The organism is Caldisalinibacter kiritimatiensis, assembly GCF_000387765.1.
Taxonomy (GTDB): Bacteria; Bacillota; Clostridia; order Tissierellales; family Caldisalinibacteraceae; genus Caldisalinibacter; species Caldisalinibacter kiritimatiensis.
Window position 1 is genome coordinate 1 of the sequence record NZ_ARZA01000203.1, and the last position, 26,246, is coordinate 26,246.

Genomic DNA, 26,246 nt, shown 5'->3' on the forward strand with positions numbered 1-26,246 from the left:
TAAATCTAGCTTTAGTGATGTTCTTACAACTTTTGAGAACTCTGCTCTAGTTATAGTATTATTTGGCTTAAATGTACCATCTCCGTAACCATCTAATATGCCTAATTCTACTAATTTTCCAACTGTTACATCGGCCCAATGATTACCCATGTCTGAAAATCTATTGGCTATTTGTTTGAAGTGATTTTCTCTTTGTTCTAGCTCTTTTTCAATTGCATTAAATAATTCTTGTTCATTATAATTTTCCTTATTAAGAATTTCCATTATTTCTTCATTGAAATTTTCATTATTATCTCCATAAGTGTTTTGTAAAGGTATTAGACATGTAAATAATACAAAAAACATTAAAATTGAAACTATTTTTTTCATTTGTTAATCTCTCCTTTCAAAATTATTCACTTATTCAGTCCTGACCCCGTTTAATATTTATAAAATATCTCTACCTTATTATTACGCCCTTCTTTATTTCTGATTTTATTTAATAAACTTTCAGTAAATCCATCTAATTCTAAATCCTCAATTTCTTTTAAATCTACCCACTTATATTCCTCTGCTTCTTCATTTAATGTAACGTCATATGAGTCTGTTTTACAAATGTATGCAATAAATATAAAGTGTTTTTGCTGATGATATGCATCGCTAAAAATACTTTCTGTTATACCTATTGGGTTGATGTCATATATCTTTAATCCCGTTTCTTCTAATACCTCCCTTCTTAAAGCTTCCTCCATTGTTTCACCTAACTCAATATGTCCACCTGGGATTACATAATTGTTGTCCCATTTACTTGATTTACATAGAAGTATTTTTTTATCTGGATTGAAAATTATAGCTCCAACTGTAGGTTCTGGATATCTCATTTTATACTTCCTTTCCTTATACTTAAAATTGTCGTCACCCCCCAAAGTTTTTTATAGAATAATTTAGGGGCGACGACAATTTAATATATCTTATTAATTTTCCATTGATTTCTTTATTTCTTCTACTTCTTCTTTCGATAGTCCTGTTGCTTCTATTATTGTTTCTATGTTTATTTTCATTTTTAGCAAATTCTTTGCTATTTTTATCTTTTCTTCTTTCCTACCTTCTTTCCTACCTTCTTTCCTACCTTCTTTTATACCTTCTTTTATACCTTCTTTTATACCTTCTTTTATACCTTCTTCTCTACCTTCCTTTAAAGCTTTTTCTTTAGCTCTTTGAAGTTGTAACTCTGCATATGCTTTCTTTGATTTCTCGTCCATAATCCACTTTTGTCTTTGGTAGTACATCTGTCTTGCTAATTCGTCTTTACTCAATTCTTCTAGCATTTCTCCAGCCATATCTATCACCTCACTTTTATTTCTTAGGTCTTCTATGACTTCTTTTTTTCCTTCTTTTCCTGCATCCTTTAAAAAAGTTAGCCATTTCTCTAAGTCATTAAGCTCATTTATATTTTCTTTTTCTTTGAATTTAGGTAGTTCTATATAGTGTATCTCTAAATCGTCTAGTAGTACAAAATTCTCTTCTATTTCTTTTATTTTAAATATACTATGATATTTTTCTGTATTTTTTAGTAAGTTAAAGTCTAGAAAATTTACTACTATACATTTTTTTAATCTATCATATGGGTCTCCTTCTTCTATTGTCTCTGTATACATCCTTGACCAATAGTATAATGCCCTTTTTCTATAGTTGTCAACATTTGTTACCTGCACTTCTATATCTATTAGTTCTCCCTTTTGTGTTTTTACTTTTATGTCTAGTATTGATATTTTGTCTTCCTTGTATTCTTTGTCATTGAATGGATTTAAGTATGTAAGATCTTCTATTTTTTCTCCTTCTTCTAATCCTAATACAGCATTCAATAGATTGATCAATAGTATTTTACTTTTTTTACTTCCTGAAAATATTTTTTTAAATACAAAGTCTACCAAGGGGCTCATTAAAGGATACTGTGCCATTTTCATCCCTCTTTTCCTTTTATTTATATTATATCATATATATTGACTCTCAGATAAGACAAATATCATTTAGCCATAATACTAGCTACAAAACAGGTTAAGGGTATAGTAAGTATTAATCCAATGCTCCCAGATAAGCTCCTTATAATCTCAATACTCAAAAGCTCTGTATTTAATGCATATGTAAAAGATGCATCTGAGGTTATATAAATAATAAGTAAAGGCATAAAACTACCTACATAAGCTAGTATAAGAGTATTTACCATAGTAGACATTACGTCTTTTCCTACCTTTAGCCCTGAGCCCATAAGCTCTCTAAAATGTGCTCTAGGAGCTTTTCTTTTAATTTCAAATATTACAGAAGTAACAGACATACTTACATCCATAACTACTCCTATAGTACCTATAATTATTGCACTCATATATAACCCTTTAAAGTTGATTTTTAAACCTATGTTAGTAACTAGAAACATCACATCATCATCTGCTAATCCACTTATATGGCATCTATAGCTATATATTTTAGATAATAACCCTGCTACAAAGGTACCTCCTGTTGTACCTATTATTGCAGCCAAACTTTTTTTAGTAAATCCAGATATAAGTATAAAGCTTACAATTATTATAACTGAAGCTCCCATTACCGAAATTGTTATAGCATCATACCCCTTCAATATTGAAGGGATTATAAATTTAATAATAATGAATCCTGAAATTGCCAATGATGTTAAAGATAATATACCCTTCAATCCTCCGAATATCACTAATAGTATTAAAAAGATAATACTTAAGTTTTTTAAATGTTCTAACCTCCATACACTGATTAATTTAGGAGTTAATCTATTATTCTCATCATAGGACAAACTAATCAACACTTTATCCCCTGTATTTAATTCATAATTGTGTAACGAATATTCAAGGATTTGGTGTCTTACAAGTACAATCTTATCTTTATACTTTCCTTCTAGTATTTTTACTTTTATTAACTGTTCTTGAACATAATCTCCTTTTTTAATAGATACATCCATAACTTCTCCAGTTACCTGTAAACTATCTACTGCCATACTATATTCACTATTAACTAATAACATTAATGCTATAGAAATTAATAATATCTTTATCTTCATACTATTTCCCCCTGATAATAATTTAGACAAGCATAAAACACTTAATAAATTACTATTTCAGTAGGAATAATTTTATGATAGAAAAATAAGGTCAAGCCTAAGTTATTCAGGCCTGACCCCGTCTACCGTTTAACTTTAATTTGAAACTTTTTTCTCTAATTTATTTATTATATTCTTAAGAGCACTTTTGCTACTAGTATGACTTCTAATAATAGGTATATTTTTCTTCTTTGCTTTTTTAATGGCTGATTGAACCATCTTATGAGAAACTGTACTTGTAAATATAATGATAGCATCAGGTGAACCAATTCTTTTATGAAAATTAGCTTTCATCTGAGTTAATACCTTGATATTATGTCCTGATTCTTTACATGTTCTTTTATATTCATTGTGCATACAATCATGTCCTCCGACTAAGACTATACTCATTTGGCATCATTCCTATTATTATGACTGATTGCACAAGTGCTACAAGAACCAGAACAACCACTACAGCTAGTTTCTCCTTTCACAAATTTATTTATGTTTTTAAATACTATATACAATGCTGTTCCTATTATCACCCCGCCGATTAAATAGTTAATCATAACTCCTTTCCTCCCTTTTAAAATACTATTTAATTAAACAACTAGTTTCCCTATTTGATAAATTAATAAAGCTACTAAATAAGCTACACTTGTTTGATATCCTAAAGCAAATAAAGTCCACTTCCATGAGTTAAACTCTCTTTTCATTGCTCCTATTGCTGCTATACACGGTGCAGCAAGAAGGTTAAATGCCATAAATGACCATGCCTTTAATGGTGTAAACATTACTTGGATATTAGAAATAAGCTCTGCTGAATCCTCAGCTACCTCTCCTACTCCACTTAAAATTCCAAATGTCGCAACAACCACCTCTTTAGCTACTAATCCTGTAAATATAGCAACAGATGAAATCCAATCTCCAAATCCAAGGGGTTTGAATATCGGTGAAATAATTCTCCCAATTGATGCTAATATACTATTAGATATATCTTCTATTAAAGAAAGTGAAGGACTAAAGGATTGTAAGAACCATATAATAACTGATGCTGCAAATATAATTGTCCCTGCTTTCTTTAAAAATGCTTTTCCTCTATCCCACATATGAATTAATAACCCCTTAATTGTTGGAACTCTATAAGGTGGCAATTCCATTACGAAAGGAGCACTTTCTCCTTTAAAAACTGTGTTTTTAAGTAATATACCAGATAATATAGCTACTACTATCCCCAATACATAAATTGTAAATACAACAACTCCACTATTTTGTGGGAAAAACGCTGATGCAAACATTACATAAATAGGAAGCTTAGCTCCACATGAAATAAATGGTGTTAATAGTATTGTCAGCTTTCTATCCTTATCGTTTTCTAGTGTTCTTGTTGCCATAATTCCAGGAACAGAGCAACCAGAACCTATTAACATTGGAATAAATGATTTTCCTGTCAATCCAAATTTTCTGAAGAATTTATCCATTACAAAGGCTACTCTTGCCATATATCCACTGTCCTCTAAAAGAGATATAAAGAAGAATAATATCATAAGCTGTGGAACGAATACTAATACAGACCCTATCCCTCCAATAATACCATCTATAATTAAAGCATGTAACCATTCTGCTGCATTAAAGCTAGTTAATAATAAAGAAATTTTATCTGCTAAAAGTCCTATTCCTTCCTCTACCCATCCAATTGTATAGTCACCTAAAGTTTGAATGGATACGTAGTAAACAACCCACATAATAGCTAAAAATATAGGTATTGCTAATATTCTATTTGTTACTACCTTGTCTATTTTATCTGATGTGGTCAAATTACCTTTATTTTTCTTTTTCACAGCTACTTTCACAATCTTATCTATGAATTCATATCTTCGGTCAGCTAGTATACTTTCCATATCATCATCATATTTTGTTTCTAACTTTTCTATTATTTTGTCTATATATTCTTCTATATCATTATCAATTGATATTTTCTCTAATATTTTTTCATCCTGTTCTAATAGCTTTATCGAGAGCCATCTACTGTTGTAGCCTTCCTCTTCAGCTAAGTGACTTACTTTATCCTGAATATCCTTTATTGAAGTTTCTAAATCCTTTTGGAACATACTTACTGATTGTTGTAATGATACACCATCACTTACTACCTTCTCACACTCTTTTACAAGCTTTTCGATTCCAGTACCTTTATTAGCTGATATAGGTACTATAGGCATTTCTAGTTTTTGCTCTAATAAATTAACATCAATTTTGTCCCCATTTTTCTCTATTACATCCATCATATTTAATGCAATGATGATAGGTACTCCGATTTCTTTTAACTGAGTTGTTAAGTACAAATTCCTTTCTATGTTTGTTGCATCTATTATATTTATAATTGCATCTGGCTTCTCATCTGTAATATAATTTCTTGCAACGACTTCTTCTAAAGTATATGGAGATAATGAATATATGCCTGGCAAGTCTATAATATTGATGTTAGTTTTTGATTTTCTTAGTTTTCCTTCTTTCTTTTCTACTGTTACTCCCGGCCAGTTTCCAACATACTGCGTACTTCCTGTCAAAGCATTAAATAATGTAGTTTTCCCACTGTTGGGATTACCAACTAATGCAATTTTATGTGATTTACTAGTATCTTTAATTGCAACTGTATTAGCCAAAATAATACCCTCCTTATCGTTGTTGATAATTATTCTCATTTAGGCTTAAAAAAATATTATTCCACTATTATATTTTCTGCATCTTCTTTTCTTAGGGTTAATTCATATCCCCTTAAATTTATTTCAATAGGGTCACCTAGTGGAGCTACCTTTCTTACAAAAATGTCTTCTCCTTTTGTTATTCCCATGTCCATTAGTCTTCTACGTAAAGGTCCTTTTACCTTAATCTTTTTTATTTTTGCCGTTTCACCTACTTTTACATCTCTTAATGTTTTATCCATGCATTCTGCCTCCTTTTATTAATTGATAAAAACAAGCTTTTGTTGAAGATATTGAAAATCATTCTCAATTAAAAACAAAACAATAAATCTATGCTACAGTATTCACCATAATTTTTTGTGCAACCCCTCTTCCAATAGCTATTTTGCTTCCCCTTAAAGCTACTATCATACGTCCCCCTTCATTTCTCACAATCTCAACCTGAGTACCTTTATTTAACCCCAATTCTATTAATCTTTTTGCTGCTTTCTTGCCTCCTACAATAGTATCTATTATACCCTTTTCTCCAACATTGAGAAAATTTAGTGGTAAAGCTCTCATAACCAGCCCTCCTACATTATATATAATTTTATAAGTATCTATAGCTATAAATCATATACAGATAAAATGAATAAGTTTTTAATGTAATTGATAACGATTTTCAATTTCATCTATAGAATACCATATTATTTTCATCAATGCAACCATTTTATTATATGAAAAAACGACAAAAATTATCATCTATTTAATAAATGCTATAAATATTGCTATATATCCATAAAAAACTCTATTTTAATAAAATAGCCAGGTTGCTAACCCCGACTATTCATAAATGTTAATTTAAACATTTATTACAGTTGCCTAAATTTATTGATTAATATATTTGACAACTCACTAGATATATTATTCCCCCAGAAAATCCCTTTAGTTGTTAAATGGTACTGGTAGTTTTTCTTCTCTACAAAACCCTCATTTATTAAATGATCCATAAAATCTTTAATACATTCTCCGTGGTTTGCATTTTGTATGCTATTTAAATCCAATTTAGTCATCTGTATCTGTCCAACTACTTTATTAATAAAATCATAAAGTGAATTCATCTCTGTACATTTTACACTTTTTATGTTTTGTATTTCTTCTCTATAACTATCTAAATCAAGAGAATTCATAACTAAAATATTTCCAATATATCCTCCGGCTCCTGCTCCTAAAGGTAAAGTATCTTCTCCCTCATATCTTCTTACTATATACTTGTATTTATCTCTTTTTGACCTTACTAATTTAGTCAACTCTAGAAAATCAAAACCGTTATCTTTAGTGTTTTCTACAATACTGTTAAAAAACAGTTTTTCTCTTTCAAAATTATTTTTATAGTAAGCTTCTGGATTTTTTATTTTTTTACTCAAATAAGCTTTTTCATTTATTATTAAAGAATATAATGAAAAGCCGGCCAAATCTAGTTTTTTAACAATGTTTATGTCTTCTACAACATCAGCTAAACCCTGTTCAGGATAATTATATATAATATCTATATTTACATTTGAAAAACCTTCTTTTTTTAGTTTGTTTAATTTTTCTATTACAATTTCCTTTGTTCCTCGTCTACCTAATATAAGCCTTCCCCTGTTGGAAAAGGTTTGAACACCTATACTAAATCTATTCACCCCTTGTTCCTTAAACATTTGAATTTTTTCATCAGTAAGATCTGAAATACTTGTTTCAATAGTTATCTCGCAATCTTCAGTTAATGGAAGATAATCTTTTATAGCTTTGAGTATTTTTTCTAATTCCTCTTTATCAAGAGTCGTAGGAGTGCCTCCTCCAAAATAAATTGCATCATATTTACTATTCTTAATATAAGCATATTTACTATAATTTTTAATTTGCTTTACTATCAAATCTCCATAATCTGATGATGGAACTTTTAAGCTTCGTCTCATATTGCAGAAAGTACATATATTAGTACAATAAGGAATATGAATATATATTGCTCCTTTTCTATTCTTTATATAATTTTCATTTAATTGGTCACTTAAACTCTTACTACCCTTAACTAAATATCTAAAATTTTCTCTAAAATTATGATGTGACTTTAACCTATTTGTATATCTATTTTGGTCTAAAATCATTTATTATCACCTTTCTTATAATGAATAAATTAAATCTTTAAATACGCTTTGAGCTTTTTCTATGTCATCTTCATTAGGATGTTTACTTGCTTCTTCATGTCTTTTTCTTGTCTCTTCTGTCATAGCATGAGGATGATTTGGAGGTAATTTTTCAAAGTTTTTTGTTAGCTTAGAATCTATTTTCCCTTGACATAAAAACTCTCCCACAATTTCATTTTCATACTCAACAATTTCTTTTGTTCTTCTCATAGATTTCTTTGCATGTTCTGAGTCTGGATATGCTCCTAAAGTTCCAAAGAGACCTATCTTTTTACCTTTTATGTTTTTCATGTATTTTCTAGCTTTTTCATCAGCAATACCTTTATCTACCCAAAAGCCTATAATTATTAAATCAAATTCTTCTGGATTAACATTGTCTTCTACTGGTGCTAACACACTACCCTCTGGTAGTATTTTGTATATTCCTTCTGCTACTTTTTTTGTGTTTCCTGTTTTACTTGAATATATTAATAAAATCTTCATATTCTCTCTCCTTCTAATTTGTTTTTATTAGGAATAATTATAGGGTGACCATCTATTTCATCATAATAAATTCTTGAATCTACATTATAAACCTTTCTTATCAATTCTTTTTTTAATATCTCCTTTGGAGCACCATCAGAAACTATTTGTCCCTTTTTTAGAACAATAACTCTATCACTATATTTTGCTGCTTGATTTAAGTCATGAAGAACCATAACTACTGTCATATTAGATTTTTGGTTTAGTTTCTTAACAAGTTCTAATAATTCTAATTGATGAGAAATATCCAAATAAGTAGTTGGTTCATCTAACAACAATACCTTTGGTTCCTGCGCTAATGCTACTGCTAGCCAAACTCTTTGCCTTTCTCCACCAGATAGACAATTAATTTTTTTATTTTGCAATTCTTGAAGGTTAGTATTTTCAATAACCCAAGCTATTACTTTTTGGTCTTCTTCATCTTTACTTTGATACCATTTTTTATGAGGTAATCTTCCATAATATATTAAATCCCTAACGCTTATATCAGAAGGATAAGTATTATGTTGAAGAAGAATTGAAACACTTCTAGAAACTTCTTTGTTACTCATGCGTGTGATATTGTTTTTTCCTATATAAACTATTCCTTTTTGAGGATTTAACAATTTTGCTAATGACATTAGAACTGTTGATTTTCCAGAACCATTAGGTCCTATTATAGATACAATCTGTCCTTTTTGAATATCTATCGTAAAATCTCTTATAACAGTCTTTTTTCCATAACCTAAACACAAATTAGATATCTTAACTGCATTCACCTATCCCCCCCCCTTCTAAGCAAATATAAAAAGAAAGGACCACCTATTACTGCCATTATAGTTCCTACTGGAAGCTCTATGGGTTTTGCTATAATTCTTGCAAAAGTATCTGCTAAAAGTAGCATAGTGGCTCCACCAATCATGCTAAGTGGCAATAAATATTTATAATCTGAACCTATAACAAGTCTGCTTATATGTGGTATAACCAATCCAATAAATCCAATTACCCCAACTACAGAAGTTGATATCCCAGCAAGAAAGGCTCCCAATAAAGAAAGTAATACTCTACTCCTATTTACATTAAAGCCCAAATTGACCGCCTTTTCATCGGATAATAATAGTATATTTGCTGGTCTTATACAGAAATATGATAATATCAAACCTATGATGCTATATACTAAAATCATATTTAAGTCGTTCCAACTTCTACCCGAAATACTTCCGTTTATCCACATCAGTATTCCCTGAATCTTATCACTATTTAATACTGATATTAAAGAAGTAGCACCTCCTAACATAGCGTTTATTGCAACTCCAGATAAAATTATTCTTACTGGTTTTATCCCTTGTTTCCATGCTAAAATAAATATTAAAAAAGTTGCTAAAACTCCTCCAAAGAAAGCAAATAAAGGTACTAAATACGTATACTGTGGAACTATTAGCATTATAATAATGGCTCCTAAACTTGCACCCGACGAAACTCCTATAATTCCTGGGTCAGCCAAGGGATTTTTCATCACAGATTGTAAAAGTGCACCTGAAACTGCTAAATTGGCACCAACTAATGCAGCAATTAAAACCCTTGGCAATCTAATATCCACTATTATTGATTTATTTATCATATCTCCTTTATCTAATAATACTTTTAATAACTCGTTTACAGGAATATTAACACTTCCTACACCGATAGCTAATAATACAGTTATTATAAACATTAGTATAGAAATTAAAATGATTAATACTTTTTTCATTCCAAATCCCCTATCACTTTACTTTATTGGTCTAATTGATATAGTATTTTACCTAATCTTTCTATTGCTCCTACTAATCTTATGTTTCCTGAAACACCAAAATAATTGTTGTCTAAATCATAAACATTTCCGTTTTTAACAGCTTTAAAATTCATCCATATTGGGTTGTTTGAAAATTCTTTTTCAAACATTTTTTTACTATCCTCTGGACTAGCATGAGTTAATCTAAGTATGATATCTGGTTGAGTTTTCAATGCGTTTTCCATACTTATAGGTACATAAGCTTCTTTAAAGCTTCCCATTAGTTGAGTTGTATTTATCCCACCTAATTCGTTAACTAAACTTCCCACAAAGGATTTATCTGTTGCTAACATAATACTTTTTGGAGTCCCAAACAAAATCATAACTTTAGGCTTTTGCATATCTTTTGTCTCTTTCAAAATTCCCTCTACTTTAAAGTTTACTTCATCTATAAATTCTTTAGCTTCTTTTTGTTTTCCAAAAGTGTCTCCAAGTATCTTTATTGAATCTAACATATCATCATAGGAATTATTGGTGATAAAAAGTGATTTTATTTTGCTATCCTTTAGTTCCTTTTCTAATCTTGGTTGTAATGAAGATACTGAAACAAATATGTCTGGATTTAAAGATTTTATTATTTCAATATCTGGCGTCATAGGTTTTCCTATCCTTTTTGCTTTATTACAGCTTTCAGGTAACTTATACCTACTATTAGGTACTCCAACCATTTCTACATCTAACAAATCTAGCATTTCTACTACCGCAACAGTACCTGCTACAGTTCTCTCTGGATAGTTTTTACTTGTTTCTTGATTTTCTTTATTCTCAATTTTCCCTGAAACTTGAGATGCACTACATCCCACAACTCCTACTAACACTAACGTTAAACACAAAAACAAAGCTAGTTTCTTTTTCATAAAATAACCTCCTTAAACGTTATAATGTTAAATTATTATAGTTTAATCAATTTTTTATTGAATTGAATTATTTAATATCCTATAATATTGATAATGAATATCATTTTCAATATTATTATAGGTTATATTTTATAAAATTTCTTTAAATATATTCCACTTTTTTTTAACTATTTTTTGAAATTAGATCATGCTTAATAAAAGGAGGATTTTAATGAAATTATTTGAATTAGAAGAAGAGTTAATAAATAAGATGGACATAGGGGATAAAAAATCTATATTAAAAGTCTATAAAAAACTATATGAATGTTATACCTGTTATGACTTAGGAAATGGTTTAAAGGTAAGGTCTATTAAAAATCATCTTATATTACTTAATCAACATTTGTACAATAATTTCTATAACAAAAAGGTTTGTAAATATTATCTATATAACATAAGAAATAATTTTATATCGAAAATCGAAAAAACTAATGAAAAAAGTGAATTATATAAGTTAGGTGAAGAAATGATAATAAACTACTCTAATATCTTGATAAAAAAATGTTTTAATATGAAAAATCCAATTGTATGCAAAGCTATAAACTATATTCATAATCATATAGATGAAAATCTAAGTCTTGATGAAGTTTCAACTGCAATTCATGTAAGTAAAAACTATTTATCAAGCCTGTTTGTTGAAAATACCGGTTATAGTTTTTCTAACTATATCAATAAACTTAAAATAGAAAATAGTAAAAGCAAACTTAAAGATACTTCAAAATCTATATTAGATATAGCAATAGAATGTGGTTTTAATAGCCAAAGTTACTTTTGTTCTACTTTCAAAAAATACACAGGAATAACCCCTAATGAATATAGAAAGAATACAGCTAAATATGAAAAAAATAATTATAACATCTAGATTTAATAACGCCATTCTAATAAACTATATAAAATACGATAATCCCATACCTAAATAATCCCCCTTGTCTTTTTATGTAAATTTATAACTTTACTAAATATATTTACAATGACCAAAATATACGATATGTTTTAATTGATAATCATTATCATTATCGCATATATGCTAATTTATATATTTAAGGAGTGATTTATATGTCGATTGCTTGTTTGTATGCAGATTGCTTAAAAAGCTATGATAAATATAGAAAACTCAATATATTAATGAGGCTTGGTCCTACAATATTCGGAGTAAAACCAATGCACATATTTTGCTTTCATAAAAAATTTAAGTTTATTAATAAAATTTTAAAGGATATTGAGCTGTTTTTTAAAGATAGTTCTGTTATTCGATATAGAATTGTTCATAGTAATAATCATTCTATCAAAATTGTTGTTTATAACTTAAAAGCATTTAAAAGGCTACTTTCAAGAAAAAATGTTATTAATTTTTTAAAAACAAAAGGCTATATAATCACAATGAATACAGAATACTATATAAACCAATTAGAATCTAAATTAATTTACAATAACCTCCCCCCTGAATTCGGTATATTCTTTGGATACCCACTTAAAGATGTAATTGGTTTTATAGGACACCCTAGTCTAAAGCATATTAAAACAACAGCATGGAAAGTTTATGGTAATCCTAAGCTTTCAGATGAAGTTCTTGCAAAATTTAAAGAATCTGAGCTTAGGATGCTAGAAATGTGTCAAACTCTTCCTTTTAAAAAAGTAGTACTTTCTATTAGAGCTATAAGCTAAAAAAGCCATGCTTGAAGTAGATTAAATACTTCAAGCATAGCTTTTCCCCATAATGATATAAAATATTTACCTATATGTAAATTTCATTTATCTAATTATAACTATTTCTAACTGTATCTGCAATAAGTCGAAATCTATGTACTGAATATTTAAAAAAGTTTTTGTATGCTTCACAGAAGCAGTTTCGTTTCAATTGCCCATTTTCCATAGGCTCTTTATGTCTTCTACATCCAGTTCTACATAAACTTAAAAATTCACAATGATAGCATACCTCTTTTAAAACATTAGACTGTTTTAAAAATTTTCTTCCATTAACACTGTTCTGCATTTCCCAAAAGCTATTTTCTTTTATATTTCCTAGTAAATATTGATCAAGCACATAAAAATCACACGGATAAACATTACCATTAGATTCTATTGTCATATTTATTGAACAATGGCCTTGCATTGAACACATTTCTGGATTAAAACCTAACAATATATCAACAATATTATCAAAATATCTAATGCTAATACCGCTCCCCGACATGAAATCTTTATACCAAAAATCAAAGGTGTATTTTAAAAAGCTTTCATAGTCTTCGGTAGTTAATGAAAACGGGTTTCCTTGTTCATTGCCTAACTCATCTATATGAGGAATGTATTGAATATATCTAAAATTATTGTCTTTAAAAAAACTATAAACTTCTTTTGGATGATGTGCAACATCTTTAGTTACTACGCAAAGAACATTAAATTCTACATTATAACGCTCTAATATCCTTACTGCTCTCATAACTTTAGAATGGGTTGGTTGCATTTTGCAATCGACTCTATACTTATCGTGTATAATACTAGGTCCATCTATAGATACCCCTAAAAGAAAGTTATTTTCACTAAAAAACTGAGCGAAATCATCATCTATAAGTAGACCATTAGTTTGTAAAGTATAGTTTACATTAATGTTTTTGCCTTTTCTTATCTCATCTACTTTCTTTACAAAATATTTAAAGTATTCAATTCCACATAAAGTAGGTTCTCCACCTTGAAATGCAAAATTGACTATGCCATTTTCTCCTATATACTCAAAGGTTCTTTGAATGAGTATATCTACTGTATCTTTATTCATAATTCCATAATTGTTAATAGCTCTATTCTCAGCTATTTCATGATAAAAACAGTATTTGCATCTCATGTTACAAGAGCTAGAGGATGGTTTTATCAAAACAGTAATAGATGCCATCACATCACTCCTCGCTAATATCATCAACTTTGATCAAAACTAAACTAAATAAAATAATACAACTCCTAATACACCTGAACCTAAAATTACAACCATTGGATTAACCTTAAATTTAGCTACAGCTAGTAAAACGCCTATAAATATCAAAATACCAGATAAATTAACTACTTGTAATGGGTTGCTCAAAAAATCAAAGATATCTATATTTGATATTGGATAGTTTAAAAAAGTAGTTTCTCCTACATAAATAGCAGCAATTGTTATAAGGGCAACAATTACTGGCCTAATACCATAAAAAACCATTGTGTTAATGGGATGTTTTTGAAATTTAAAAAAATATTTTGATATAAGTAAAATAATCATCAAAGAAGGAATAGTTACACCTATTGTTGCTACAAAACCACCTAGTATCCCAGCCGTCTTATACCCTACAAAAGTAGCCGAATTTACGGCGATTGGCCCAGGTGTCATTTCTGCGATTGCTATAATATTGGCAAATTCTGATGTAGTCATCCAACCATTTGAGGCTATTTCACTTTGAATTAATGGAATCATTGCATATCCTCCACCGAAACTAAATAACCCCAGTTTGATAAAAGTTATAAATAACTTAGCATATATCACCTTTGTCACTCCCAGCGGCCATTATTTTATGGGCTTTATTAGGTAGAAACTTATAAATTGTAACTCCTATAACTGCACCCAATATTATAATAAAAATAACATTTACATTAACAAAAATAACTAAAATACCAGAAACAACTGCAATTGCAGCTCCCGTAATATCCTTTATGGAGGTCTTGCCAACTTTAATTGCTGCTGCTAATATTAATGCAACAACCGCAGGACGAACTCCTTGAAAAATAGCGTCCACTATAGGATGGTTCTGAAATTTTATAAAAAACATAGCAATAGATACTATAATTAAAAATGATGGTAATACTACACCTAAAGTAGCTACAATTGCCCCTTTCCTATTTGCAATCTTATAGCCTACAAAAGAAGATGAGTTTATAGCAATAGCCCCAGGTACTGTTTGAGCTATTGCAAAAACATCTACAATTTCTTCTTCCTTTACCCATCCTTTATTATCTACGAATTCTCTTTGAATTAATGGAATCATTGCATATCCTCCACCAAAAGTAAAACATCCTATTTTAAAAAAGGTTATAAAAATATTAAAAAGTAATTTAATTTGTTGTTTCTTCATTACATTATCACATCCTCTTTATATTTAGGATAAAGTCTTTAATTTTGAAGCAGCTAATTTATCTATTATAAGAGTTGCATTAGGGTGTAATTGTAGTACTGAAGCTGGTACTTTAGGTGTTATACTACCGTGAACAGTTTTTTCAATAGCATCTGCTTTATCTATACCACTTGCTAGCAGAAGAATACTTCTAGCTTGCATAATATTTTTAATTCCCATAGTAATAGCTTTCTTTGGAACTAGTTCTTTGTTTTCAAAGAACCTTGAGTTATCATTTATCGTCTTCTCATCCAATCCAACTAAATGAGTTTTAGACTCAAACTTAATATTTGGTTCATTAAATCCAATATGTCCATTTGCACCTATCCCTAATAATTGTAAATCAAGACCACCTGCTTGAATAATTTTTTGATCGTAAGACTCACATTCTTTATCTATATCTTCAGTTATACCATTAGGTATGTTGGTGTTTTCCAAGTCAATGTTTATATATTGAAATAAATTATTCATCATATAATAATGATAACTATTGGTATTATCAGGAGATAAGTCATAGTATTCATCTAGATTAAAAGTTGTAACTTGACTAAAATCTATGATTCCTTCTTTATGAAGTTCAACTAATTCGTTATAGGTTCCAAGAGGAGTACTGCCTGTTGCAAGTCCTAGAACACTATTAGGTTTTAATATAATCTGATTAGCTATTATAATTGCTGCTTTTTTACTCATTGCCTTATAATCATCAACAATAATAATTTTCATATTTTCTAACACCTCTCTTATCTAGTTATAATCAATTTCTGAACATATCCCTTTATTGCATTTTTCTGAATTTTTGGTATAATTCTAGTAGAATAATTAAAGTTTCAAAATACTTACTTTTATAAGGCTGGTGTTAACAGTGAAATATTTAAACAAACTTATCAATGAACATATGGACAAGTTAACAGAAACTGATTTGAAAATCCTAGATTATGTTAAACAAAATATAGATGAAATTGATAAATATTCAATTAATGAATTAGCATCACAATGTTTTGTATCTAGAACTACTATCTTAAGACTGGCCAAAAAATTAAACTTCTCTGGATACTCCGATTTTCGCTCATATATTAAATTTCATAAATCACAAGTAGATAAAAAGACATCTTCAAGTATTACTAAGAATTTTTTGTTTGAAGATATGAAAAAAACTGCACAGTTATTGAATAAAGACTCCATAGATAATATAGTAAATCTATTGCTTAATGCAGACCATGTTTTATTAATAGGGTCTTGGTTGTTAAAATCTAGCTGTTACTATACAGGTAAACGTTTCAATTACTACGAAACAAAGTTTTTTGCACCCCAAAACGATGAAGAAACAAGAATTTCTTTCATAAACAGTGTAACTAAAAATTCAGTTATACTATTACTATCATTTTCAGGAGAAACATCTAAAATCATTGAATATGCTAAACTTGCAAAGCAAAAAGGAGCTACAACAGTTTCCATAACTTCTTTATCTAAAAATCAACTTTCTAAATTATGTGATATTAATCTTTGGGCAAATATTTCCTTAATATATGAAGAAAAACAAAATGAATGTATTGCTTCAAGTTTAACTATTGATTACATTTTAGAAGAAATATTTTTAAATTATTTATCTCGCATTAACATACTTGACTATTAAAGTAATAAAAGCATATATACTTTATATTTTTAATAGTCAGGTAGATTCTCATAGTCGTCAGGGTTTTTAGAACTAGGTAAAATACACTCTTTCTTATTCACCTTCCATGTAGAATGAATATTTATGTGCCCCTCTAATAAAGGATCATTTGTTCTTTCTTGCCAATTTTGTAGCTCTGTTCTTAATTCTATTAATATATCTTTATATTCTGGTTCGTTTGCTAAGTTGTTTCTTTCAGCTGGATCAAAATATAAATCAAATAAATATTCTCTTGCTTTCATCTTCTCTCTCCAACCATGTTTTATTAAATGAATTTTAGAAGGAGATTCATCACAGTTTGATAAATTGTATTTATTCCATGAATTATCATAATATCTGATGTACTTATATCTCTTTGTTCTAATACATCTTGCTGGCTCATAAGAAGTATGAAAATTGGTTTCTGCATAAATATATTCATTTACTTCTTTTTTATTAGCTTTAAATAAATCAATAAACGACTTACCTTGTAAAAAGTCAGGTTTATCGAGGTTAAGAATATCACATAGTGTAGGATATACATCTATTTGAGAAATCATGGAATCCACAACCATACCGTGAGAATTAGGTTCTTTAGGATTTCGAATAATTAATGAAATCCCTATACCATCATCAGTAAGGTTGCATTTCATAAAAGGATTTGCAATACCGTGATCTGTAGTAAAAATAATTACAGTTTCATCATATAATCCTGTTTCCTTTAATACATCAATCACTTTACCAAAGCATTTATCTGCTATTTTAGCTGATTTATAAAATCTAGCCATATCTAATCTAGATTTTTCATCATTGTAGGTATTCTTAGGAGTATGTATATAATTAGGATTTAAATCATCATACTTAAGTTCATCTTCAGACAATTCAGGATACTCACGATGTGTAGCAAATAATCCATAGGATAAAAAGAACTTTTCTTTTCTTTCACTGGCTTGTTTAAGATAATTCACTACATTTTCAGCATTTAATAAATCCCACTTTACCAAATCTCCATCATCTTTACAGTTTGACATATCTGCTGTGATATGTTTTGTATACCCTAATTCCTTAGCTGCAACATCTCCCCTTTGTAAGGGTATCCAAAATCGATTTTCATGCTGAATCCCACATAAAACAGTCTCATATCCATTATCTTTAAAAAATGATGCCATATGCCAACCTTTATTTTTTATATCAAACCCTCTATGAGATAAGCCTAACATACCATTAGAATGGGGATAGCGTCCAGTTAAAAAAGAAGCTCTTGATGGTGAACATGTAGGACCCCCACAAAAAGCATTTCTAAATAATAAAGCATCTTTAGCAAATCCCATTAAATTTGGAGTAGGTACATTATAACCATAAGGTTTAATTAAACGTCCTGTATCATGGGTGTGAATATATATAATATTCATTAAAACTCCTCCTTATAAGGTAAACATTGAATAACAATCCACCTATATAGCAGGTAGATTGTTATTCAATTAATTTTTATTAAAATTATATAGTTGCAGTTTTACTATTTTGTTTATTTTCTGTTTTGTTTAATTTTCTTCTCTTAATGAATAAGTAAGTTAATATAAACGGTACTCCCCCTGATATTAAATTAACAATTGTGTATTGTAGTACTGTTCCATGTAAATGTAGAAGATAACCTGGTATAACTGCAATACCCATTCCAGAACCTGCTAATCCAACAGCAGCTGAGTACATACCACCAAGTGCACTTCCTAATAAGCCGAATAGGAATGGCCAGAAGTTAACTAAAGTAACCCCAAATATTGCAGGTTCAGTGATTCCTAACCATGCTGATACGGCTGCCGAAATAGAAAGTGCCTTTTCTTTTCTATTATTACTGAATATAGCAAAGGCTAAAACTGCACCTGCTTGTCCAGCAACAGCAGCAGAACGAATTGGTTGATATAAGTTAAACCCTGTTTCACTCAAGAAATTAATATCAATAACCCATAAAGCATGATGTAAACCTGTTATAACTAATGCTTGTTGTAAGCCTCCAACTAAAAATCCTCCAAGACCAAAAGGAAGAGTAAATAAGAATTGGAATAAGCTAACAACTCCACTTTCAATTAAGCGAGCAACTGGTCCTATTATAAATAACCCTGTAAATAATCCAATTGTCATAACCACAAAAGGTGTAACAATAAAATCTAATGAATTTGGTATAATTTTTCTAATGCGTTTTTCAATAAAAGCTGCAACAAAAGCTACTCCTAGAACTGGGATAACAGAACCTTGATATCCTACAACTTTTGTATTAAATCCAAATAAAGATACAATAATCGGATCTAAGTTCCCCCTACCTACTGCTCCAGCAGATGGTAAGATTGAGTGTACTAACATTAAACCTATAATAAAACCAAAAATAGGTGTACCTCCAAATCTCTTCATTGCAGACCATCCAACTAAAGCAGGTAAAAATGCAAAAGGTGTGTCTGTTAAAATTTGAGAAAACTTATACCAAAATGAATCAGGAGTTAATACTCCTAAATGAGTTAAAAATGAACGAAGCCCCATTAAAATACCAGAAGCAATAATTACAGGAATAATGGGTATAAAAATGTCTCCAAATACACGTACAATCTTTTGAAGTGGGGACATATTATTATATACAGTTTCTTTTACTCCCCCTGTAGCAGTACCTAACTTTTCAGCTTCTTTGTATACTTCGTTAACAACCCCAGTACCTAGTATAATTTGAAACTGACCAGAGTTGTAGAAGGTACCTTTAACACCTTCGATGTCCTCAATAGCCTCTTTATTAAATTTAGATTTGTCATTAAGCATTAAGCGTAATCTGGTAGCACAATGCTCCATTCCGTTAACGTTTTCCAGCCCTCCTACGTTGTCAATAATTTCTTTGGCCATTTTCGAATAATTCAACGCCATAAAATCTCCCCCTTATTTTCTTTTTATTTGATCCATATTGGCGATGCCCAAGCTTTTTCACCATTTTTTTGGTGAACTTTTACCATAACATAATCCATATCCTTTTCTGTTCCTTTAACTACATAATCTAAAGCTACTTTATATGCTTTATATGGAACACCTTTATGGATTTTTATTTTATAGGCATTATGCCAAAATGGGTCTGAACGATAAAATTCACTAATTCCAAATCTTTCTTTTGATAATTCCTTCGCTTCGTCAATTAATCCAATTAAGTGAGTTTCCTTTAATATCTCTGAAACAGTATATTGATATTCTTTATCATCAATTATAACAGTAATTTTAGAATCTATATCTGCTTCTATTTCAAAAATCATTGATTGTGTTTGTATATATGGTGTTGCATGGTTTTTTTGTGATAATTTACCTGAACCTACACCACCTTTACGTGTAGTAATATCAAACTCTACAGCGTTTTCTTCTTGCTTAGTTATTTTTTGTCCAGGTGAAGTCCAAAGTTTCTCAACACTAATTATCTTTCCTTCAGTCATAACTTTACCTGTCCACTTTTTCTCTGTGATATCTGGGTATACTCTAATATCTGGTCCCCATCCAAGTTCTAATTCAAATTTAAATCTTACTTTACCACTTAATTCGTCTTTTTCCCATTTTCCATTATGAACATATGTATGCTCAACAATTCCATTTTTAATAATCTCTATACGGTCTATAGCATTTCCACCTTCAACATCTACAACTGCCTTATACTCATCATTACTACTTTTATCTATAATACTTCCCATTAAGTTATCATTCAAAGTATAGTATAATTTGATACGACTACTGGGTCACACCATATACATTACGATTTAACATCGCTTTAAAGATAGATTCCTTATCATATTTATCAGCCCATACTCCGAAGAATCCATTACCCGTTATTGCAGGATTTATATGGTTGTCCCCAGAACAGATAATACCTGTAATTTTCCCTTGATTTAATCCATTCATCACTGTACCTTGAGTACTTCTAGGTCCCATGTGAATATGTACATTTAATGGAATGTCATCAACATCACTTTCAGATGAACCATGGGAAGAATATATTTCTGTAATTGGTGAATAACGATGATCATGGGTATCCCAATTTTTCCCTCTATGCCCTACTGCATAACCTGTATGATGAGGTATTGCAATCGCTTGTCCTAATGGGAGTTTTTTACATAACTCTTTATAAGTCAAAGGATGTACCATTTCTTCTTCATTAGTTAAATAAAATACATTGTGATCTCCATCTTCTCCGTTTCCCTGCCATTCGTATCCCATATATACAACATAGTCATCTGTTTTTTCTTTCTCTTTTACAAATTTTCTAATTGTTTCCCAATCTTTATTAATGATTTCTGAATCCCTAATATCTTCAAGGGGCATTCCTGTTTCAGAAAAACGAATATAAAAAGGATAATAAGCTATTCCCCAAAAATCAAGCATCTCTTTTGCAAAATCATACCATTGTTCTAAATCATTTAACTGTGGTGAATGAATATTAGAATGAAATTCAGACCAAAATATTTTTTTATCGCTCATCATCATATTCTCCTCTCTTATATTTTAAACTTATTTAAAGAATCTTTAGTGTTTCGTTTCAATGTTGGCCAATGCCCTTCATTTGCTTCTATTAAATCATTAAGAATAGCTTTAGCTTTTGGAGTATCGACAATAGTGCGATTTAAAACCAATGCTTGTAATGCATCATTGTAACTATTATTAAAATATGCATCTACTGTTAACTTTTCATAAGCTAATTGAGCTTCAATTAGTCCTTTATAAAATGTAGGAATTGGTCCTACTCTTAAAGGCTCTACTCCATTGGCATTTACTAAGCATGGTATTTCAACCATTGCATCCGATGAAATATTTTCGATTGCTCCTTTATTCTCAGTAATTATTAGAAAAATCTTATTTTCATTATTGATAATAGAAGTAACTAATTCAATAATATAGTCACCATGTACTCCATTTTGAATAGGGGATCCTTCAATTGTACCTTTTTCAATAATTTCATCTAACATTGAAAAAACACGTTTTTCTCTACCATCCATTACCTCATTAGCACGAGTGTAATTAGGATTAGATTTTTCAACTATTTTTGTTGGATATAAATAATACTGCATATATGTATTTGGTATATAGCCATCAATATCTCTAACCATAACTGCAAGTTGTTTAAAGGTATCTTGCCATGATTGATCTAACATTTCACTTTCACTTGGTAGTATCTCCTTTTCCTTTAGGAAAGAATATATTTCTGGTAACCTGTCTTTTCCTGTTTCATCATATAACGCGGTAAACCATCCAAAATGATTTAATCCAAAGTATCTAGGTGATAGTTTTTGTCTTGTAGTACCTAGAACTGTTGAAAACGCTTCCATCATAGCTATAGGCATATCACATATGTTAATTAATCTTTTGTCATCTGGGAACACTCTTTTTGTTGCTTCTGCTACAATAGCAGCTGGATTAGAATAATTTATTATCCAAGCATTTGGTGAATATTTTCTAATATCGTTAACTAATTCTATAAAATCTGGAATGGTACGAATTCCATATGCAAATCCACCTGCTCCACAAGTTTCTTGTCCTACCGCCTGATGCTTTAAAGGAATTTTTTCATCCTTTTCTCTCATCTTTAATCCACCTGAACGAATTTGCATTAATGCAAAATCAACATCCTCAAAAGCTTCTTTTTTATCTGTAGTATAGATAAATGTTTCGATTTCTGGATATCTTTCTTTTATTAATATTTCTGCAAACTTTCCAACACGCTCCTGTCTCTTTTCATCTATGTCATACAATGCTAATTTACGTATTGGTAGTTTATCTTTATAATCACAGATAGTTTTCAACATAGCAGCAGTATATGTACTACCACCGCCAACAATGGTTATGTTTAACTTTTTCATAATATCACCTCTAGCCCTATATTTTGTTTGAATTATAATCTCTGATATTATTATATTTTCGTAATTATGTGTTTACAAGTACTTGGAAGCAATGTGTGATGACACAATAATAGTTGTGAATTGTCACAGGGTATGTGAAAAAGTTCCAACAAAAACAAAAATAAAGCCAAGCCTGAATAATTCAATTATTCAGGCCTGACCCCGTTCGTTTGTTCTAGATAACCAAATTTTTAATTAATTAGACTGTCTACTTTGGAAGTATCATATCAAACTGGCTGCTTTTTAATTTACTATATTTCTGTTTCAACTTGTTCTTTACTTTCGCTAAATATACTTTTAAGCTCTGTAGTGTATATCCATCCTGCAAATATAGCAGTTATTGGTGCTACTAATACTAGACCTATACTTCCAACTACTGTACGCATTATTTCAGATGCCACTATTTTTAAGTTTAATATCCTAACAAAGCTTGAATTTTTAGTCATAAACAACATTAGTAAAGTTAGATACCCACCAGAGTAAGCAAGTAACAATGTTGTAGTCATTGTTCCTATTACTGCTCTTCCTACATTAAAACCAGATTGTATTAATTCCTTTGTATTTATATCTGGCTTCTTCATTTTTATCTCTTCCATTGATGCAGCTACATCCATTGCTATATCCATAGCTGCTCCTGATGCACCTATTATTATGGCAGCATAGAAAATATATTTCATATTTAAATCATGATGACCACTAAAAAGAAGTGTTGGAGCAAATGATGAAGTCATTCCATTTAAATTTAACTTATCTCCAAAAATTAAAGTTAATCCAATAGTAACTAATAATCCAACAATTGTTCCTATAAAAGCTGATATTCCCTTTTTAGTAAATCCTGCTATAGAGAATATTATTATAGCAGACAATAGTACCAATACTCCTGAAGCTAATACTAATGGATTGTTTCCGTTTAATAGGCCTGGTATTAAAAATTTCCATATAACAAACAAACTAGCTACAAATGAAAATAGGGCCTTTACTCCAGTGAATCTCGCATATACTATCAAACATACAACAAAAAATGCAAAAAGAATAAACTCCCAATCTTGTCTATAATGCTCTAACACTATCCCATTTGTAATTTGTCCATTATCTTCTTTAATGGCTACAACTATTTTATCATCAGGTTTACAAAATGTATCAAGTTCTAATTGACCTAATAAGTTATTAGTTGCTTCAATTTGTTGTCCTTTATATTTACCTTCTAATATCTCAACAACTACTGTCTGAAAACCAATCTTAGAAACTCCACCTGATACTACATCACTATTATCAACCTCATGTACTAATGCTGTTACCTCTTCTACACCTTCTGTGTTTTGAGAACTATTATCATATAACAATGCACCTAAAAGTATTGACATTAAAACTATCATTACTACAATAGGAGCTACTTTCTTCATTTGATTCACCACCTTTTTTTAATACCTATAAATAGCCGGGAAAAATCCCGGCTATCATAGTCATAGTTAATTATATAGTTCTTGATAATAACTACTTAGTTAATTCAAATCCCATAAGTTCAGCCATTGTTCTAGCTATTTCTGTATTATCTTTGTATCCACCAAAGTTTTCAGCACCTACACCCATTGCTGACATTGGAATAGCTGTACCAGAGTGAGCGTATGTTGTCCATTGAACATTAGCTCTTTCTGAAAGAACGTGAGTTGTAGCAACTCCAACTGGACCATAGTAAGATGGACCATAAACAGCTACATCATATTCTTCTCCACTGTCTACTATATCCATAGCCTTTTCTATTTCAGCTCTTTCTTTTGCTGTTAAATCAGTTAAACCTGCAACTTCAGCTATATAATCAAAGTATGCTTTTCTATCTCCATCATATTTTCCAAAGATTACACCATCGAAAGAAGCTTTTTGTCCGTCTAAGTGCTCTAACTTTAAGAAATAGTTTTTAGAGAATCCTAATCCCATACCACCAGTTTCGTGGTCTCCAACTACTACTATTAAAGTCTCTTCTGGATGCTCATTGTAAAACTCAACTGCTTCTTCTAAAGCTTTATCGAAAGCTAATGTATCATGGATTGAACCAGCTGCATCGTTAGCGTGACATGCATGGTCAATTCTTCCACCTTCAACCATTAAGAAAAATCCGTTTTCATATTTAGAAAGTACATCAATTCCTTTTTCAGTAATTTCTCCTAAACTTGGGTATGCATTATCATTTACTCTATCTATTTCATATGGCATATGTGAATAAGTTAATGGAGCGAATACTTTTTCTTGTCCTTTTGGTTCATATTTTCTAAACCATTCAGCTCCTTTTTCTCCATAGAAAACTTTGTATCCGTTACCAATGAAGTCTGCTACTAAGTTCTTGTTGTCTTTTCTTTTTGACTTGATTCCTGGTTCGTATTTGTCCCAACCTTGTGGTAAGAAGTGTCTATATCCACCACCTGCAAAGAACTCTACTCCACTATCTAAATAATCTTCCGCAATTTCATTTTCTGCATTTCTATCTGGGTTATGAGAAGCAAATACTGCTGCAGTTGCATGTGTAAGTCTTGTAGTTGTAATTACTCCTGTTGCCATTCCCTTTTCTTCAGCTGCTTCAACTAAAGTTTTAACTGGCTTACCATTTGGTAATACAGATATCATTCCGTTGTTTGTTTTATGTCCTGCTGCTAAAGCAGTTCCTGCTGCTGCAGAGTCAGTAACTAAAGTATCTGCTGAATATGTAGTGTTCATTCCTGCTACTGGGAAAGTGTTCATAGTAAGCTTAGCATTTTTATCTCCTGTTAAATGTTGCTTATAAAATTCTGCTATTTGTCTTTGAGAAGCTCCTAAACCATCACCAATAAAATAAAATACATATTTAGGTGCTTTTGACTGTTGTGCTGCAAAGGCTTCAGTACTATCTAATCCACTGATACCACTAACTACTAATAAAGATACAAATAGAAAAGCTACGATAATCTTAGAAAATAATTTCTTGTTAAACATTCATTTGCCTCCTTTTTGTGTTTTTATATGTTTTTTTCATTTCCCAAACTTGGGAATTTTATTTAAAAGTCTTTATAAACTAGCACACATTTTTGTGCTAATTTTATTAGACTTTTTAGCTTTTATTTAATTTCATTATTTTCTAACAACTGTCATTCTCACGTTGTTGTGAAAATTTCACTCTCCATATACAACTATATTCTATTCGTGTTATATACCCTTTAAATCCACGTTATGGTACCATTAAGTTTTCGTTATGTGATTTTTAATTTAATGTTATTTTTATGTTAAATAGTATAAATTCTACTATATATCCATATTAATCTTGACTGCTTTCTGTAATACTTCCATGTATAATTTCAAATACTATTGTCAAAGCTACTTCAATTCACATCATATTAAGACT

28 protein-coding genes are annotated in these 26,246 nt (G+C 30.0%); 3 read left to right on the forward strand and 25 right to left on the reverse strand.

Going from position 1 to position 26,246, the window contains the following annotated elements; all coding sequences use genetic code 11:
• The 14 genes from L21TH_RS08880 to isdE all read right to left on the reverse strand — a co-directional run.
• On the reverse strand, positions 1-369 hold a 369-nt coding region (locus L21TH_RS08880; RefSeq protein WP_034429820.1), incomplete at its 3' end, for an S-layer homology domain-containing protein.
• 50 nt (positions 370-419) lie between these two features.
• Positions 420-860 carry an NUDIX domain-containing protein gene (locus tag L21TH_RS08885; RefSeq protein ID WP_006314456.1) on the reverse strand — a complete coding sequence of 147 codons (441 nt, stop codon included), beginning with the start codon at positions 858-860 and terminating at the stop codon, positions 420-422.
• Between the two features lie 93 nt (positions 861-953).
• A complete protein-coding gene (locus L21TH_RS08890) occupies positions 954-1,940 on the reverse strand; it encodes an Rpn family recombination-promoting nuclease/putative transposase (RefSeq protein WP_006314457.1) in 987 nt (328 codons plus the stop codon).
• Between the two features lie 65 nt (positions 1,941-2,005).
• The gene (locus tag L21TH_RS08895) at positions 2,006-3,067 is read right to left on the reverse strand and encodes a YibE/F family protein (RefSeq protein WP_006314458.1); all 1,062 of its coding nucleotides are present in this window, start codon (positions 3,065-3,067) and stop codon (positions 2,006-2,008) included.
• Between the two features lie 135 nt (positions 3,068-3,202).
• A complete protein-coding gene (locus tag L21TH_RS08900; protein ID WP_034429822.1) occupies positions 3,203-3,496 on the reverse strand; it encodes a DUF2325 domain-containing protein in 294 nt (97 codons plus the stop codon).
• Positions 3,493-3,654 carry a FeoB-associated Cys-rich membrane protein gene (locus L21TH_RS14795; protein ID WP_006314460.1) on the reverse strand — a complete coding sequence of 54 codons (162 nt, stop codon included), beginning with the start codon at positions 3,652-3,654 and terminating at the stop codon, positions 3,493-3,495. Before L21TH_RS14795 ends, L21TH_RS08900 begins: the two co-directional genes overlap by 4 nt.
• Positions 3,655-3,687: 33 nt before the next feature.
• Entirely contained in the window at positions 3,688-5,748 is a 2,061-nt protein-coding gene (gene feoB / locus L21TH_RS08905) for a ferrous iron transport protein B (RefSeq protein WP_006314461.1), read from the reverse strand.
• A gap of 56 nt (positions 5,749-5,804) precedes the next feature.
• The gene (locus tag L21TH_RS08910) at positions 5,805-6,029 is read right to left on the reverse strand and encodes a FeoA family protein (protein ID WP_006314462.1); all 225 of its coding nucleotides are present in this window, start codon (positions 6,027-6,029) and stop codon (positions 5,805-5,807) included.
• An 88-nt stretch (positions 6,030-6,117) separates the two neighbouring features.
• Positions 6,118-6,348 (reverse strand): FeoA family protein, encoded by a 231-nt coding sequence (locus tag L21TH_RS08915; protein WP_006314465.1) that lies wholly within the window; start codon positions 6,346-6,348, stop codon positions 6,118-6,120.
• A 290-nt stretch (positions 6,349-6,638) separates the two neighbouring features.
• On the reverse strand, positions 6,639-7,916 hold the full coding sequence (locus L21TH_RS08920) for a coproporphyrinogen-III oxidase family protein (RefSeq protein WP_006314469.1): 1,278 nt from the start codon (positions 7,914-7,916) through the stop codon (positions 6,639-6,641).
• Positions 7,917-7,931: 15 nt separating this feature from the next.
• The gene (locus tag L21TH_RS08925; protein ID WP_006314471.1) at positions 7,932-8,438 is read right to left on the reverse strand and encodes a flavodoxin family protein; all 507 of its coding nucleotides are present in this window, start codon (positions 8,436-8,438) and stop codon (positions 7,932-7,934) included.
• Positions 8,435-9,235 carry an ABC transporter ATP-binding protein gene (locus L21TH_RS08930; protein ID WP_006314476.1) on the reverse strand — a complete coding sequence of 267 codons (801 nt, stop codon included), beginning with the start codon at positions 9,233-9,235 and terminating at the stop codon, positions 8,435-8,437. Before L21TH_RS08930 ends, L21TH_RS08925 begins: the two co-directional genes overlap by 4 nt.
• Positions 9,232-10,206 (reverse strand): FecCD family ABC transporter permease, encoded by a 975-nt coding sequence (locus tag L21TH_RS08935; protein ID WP_006314482.1) that lies wholly within the window; start codon positions 10,204-10,206, stop codon positions 9,232-9,234. The genes L21TH_RS08930 and L21TH_RS08935 overlap by 4 nt, the downstream gene beginning before the upstream one ends.
• 23 nt (positions 10,207-10,229) lie before the next feature.
• Positions 10,230-11,144 (reverse strand): heme ABC transporter substrate-binding protein IsdE, encoded by a 915-nt coding sequence (isdE, locus tag L21TH_RS08940; protein ID WP_006314483.1) that lies wholly within the window; start codon positions 11,142-11,144, stop codon positions 10,230-10,232.
• Between the two features lie 211 nt (positions 11,145-11,355).
• Between isdE and L21TH_RS13820 the strand changes: the two genes are divergently transcribed.
• Both L21TH_RS13820 and L21TH_RS13825 read left to right on the forward strand, forming a co-directional pair.
• Entirely contained in the window at positions 11,356-12,045 is a 690-nt protein-coding gene (locus L21TH_RS13820; RefSeq protein ID WP_006314484.1) for a helix-turn-helix transcriptional regulator, read from the forward strand.
• 194 nt (positions 12,046-12,239) lie between these two features.
• Positions 12,240-12,848, forward strand: coding sequence for a DUF3793 family protein (locus L21TH_RS13825; protein WP_006314486.1), 609 nt, complete (start codon positions 12,240-12,242; stop codon positions 12,846-12,848).
• Between the two features lie 91 nt (positions 12,849-12,939).
• Here L21TH_RS13825 and L21TH_RS08955 read toward each other — a convergent pair whose 3' ends face one another.
• The 4 genes from L21TH_RS08955 to nagB are packed head-to-tail and all read right to left on the reverse strand — an operon-like array spanning position 12,940 to position 16,042.
• A complete protein-coding gene (locus L21TH_RS08955) occupies positions 12,940-14,070 on the reverse strand; it encodes an anaerobic sulfatase maturase (RefSeq protein WP_006314487.1) in 1,131 nt (376 codons plus the stop codon).
• A gap of 39 nt (positions 14,071-14,109) precedes the next feature.
• Positions 14,110-14,694: a chromate transporter gene (locus L21TH_RS08960; protein WP_034429823.1), complete on the reverse strand. Its 585-nt coding sequence runs from the start codon at positions 14,692-14,694 to the stop codon at positions 14,110-14,112.
• Positions 14,681-15,280 (reverse strand): chromate transporter, encoded by a 600-nt coding sequence (locus L21TH_RS08965; protein WP_006314489.1) that lies wholly within the window; start codon positions 15,278-15,280, stop codon positions 14,681-14,683. Before L21TH_RS08965 ends, L21TH_RS08960 begins: the two co-directional genes overlap by 14 nt.
• Before the next feature lie 24 nt (positions 15,281-15,304).
• The gene (nagB, locus tag L21TH_RS08970; protein ID WP_006314490.1) at positions 15,305-16,042 is read right to left on the reverse strand and encodes a glucosamine-6-phosphate deaminase; all 738 of its coding nucleotides are present in this window, start codon (positions 16,040-16,042) and stop codon (positions 15,305-15,307) included.
• 139 nt (positions 16,043-16,181) lie between these two features.
• On the opposite strand from nagB, the gene L21TH_RS08975 reads away from it, so the two are divergent.
• Positions 16,182-16,952 carry a MurR/RpiR family transcriptional regulator gene (locus L21TH_RS08975; protein WP_006314491.1) on the forward strand — a complete coding sequence of 257 codons (771 nt, stop codon included), beginning with the start codon at positions 16,182-16,184 and terminating at the stop codon, positions 16,950-16,952.
• Between the two features lie 29 nt (positions 16,953-16,981).
• On the opposite strand, the gene L21TH_RS08980 is transcribed toward L21TH_RS08975, so the two are convergent.
• The 7 genes from L21TH_RS08980 to L21TH_RS09005 form a co-directional block, all read right to left on the reverse strand.
• Positions 16,982-18,382 carry an N-sulfoglucosamine sulfohydrolase gene (locus L21TH_RS08980; protein ID WP_006314492.1) on the reverse strand — a complete coding sequence of 467 codons (1,401 nt, stop codon included), beginning with the start codon at positions 18,380-18,382 and terminating at the stop codon, positions 16,982-16,984.
• Between the two features lie 85 nt (positions 18,383-18,467).
• Positions 18,468-19,874 (reverse strand): PTS transporter subunit EIIC, encoded by a 1,407-nt coding sequence (locus L21TH_RS08985; RefSeq protein WP_006314493.1) that lies wholly within the window; start codon positions 19,872-19,874, stop codon positions 18,468-18,470.
• Between the two features lie 23 nt (positions 19,875-19,897).
• Positions 19,898-20,692 (reverse strand): hypothetical protein, encoded by a 795-nt coding sequence (locus tag L21TH_RS13830; protein WP_162138492.1) that lies wholly within the window; start codon positions 20,690-20,692, stop codon positions 19,898-19,900.
• Positions 20,693-20,714: 22 nt separating this feature from the next.
• On the reverse strand, positions 20,715-21,461 hold the full coding sequence (locus L21TH_RS13835; RefSeq protein ID WP_052002681.1) for a hypothetical protein: 747 nt from the start codon (positions 21,459-21,461) through the stop codon (positions 20,715-20,717).
• Positions 21,462-21,478: 17 nt separating this feature from the next.
• A complete protein-coding gene (locus L21TH_RS08995; protein WP_006314496.1) occupies positions 21,479-22,837 on the reverse strand; it encodes a 6-phospho-alpha-glucosidase in 1,359 nt (452 codons plus the stop codon).
• Positions 22,838-23,127: 290 nt separating this feature from the next.
• The gene (locus tag L21TH_RS09000; protein WP_006314497.1) at positions 23,128-24,279 is read right to left on the reverse strand and encodes a YibE/F family protein; all 1,152 of its coding nucleotides are present in this window, start codon (positions 24,277-24,279) and stop codon (positions 23,128-23,130) included.
• 91 nt (positions 24,280-24,370) lie between these two features.
• Positions 24,371-25,840: an alkaline phosphatase gene (locus L21TH_RS09005; protein ID WP_006314498.1), complete on the reverse strand. Its 1,470-nt coding sequence runs from the start codon at positions 25,838-25,840 to the stop codon at positions 24,371-24,373.
• Between the last annotated feature and the right edge of the window lie 406 nt (positions 25,841-26,246).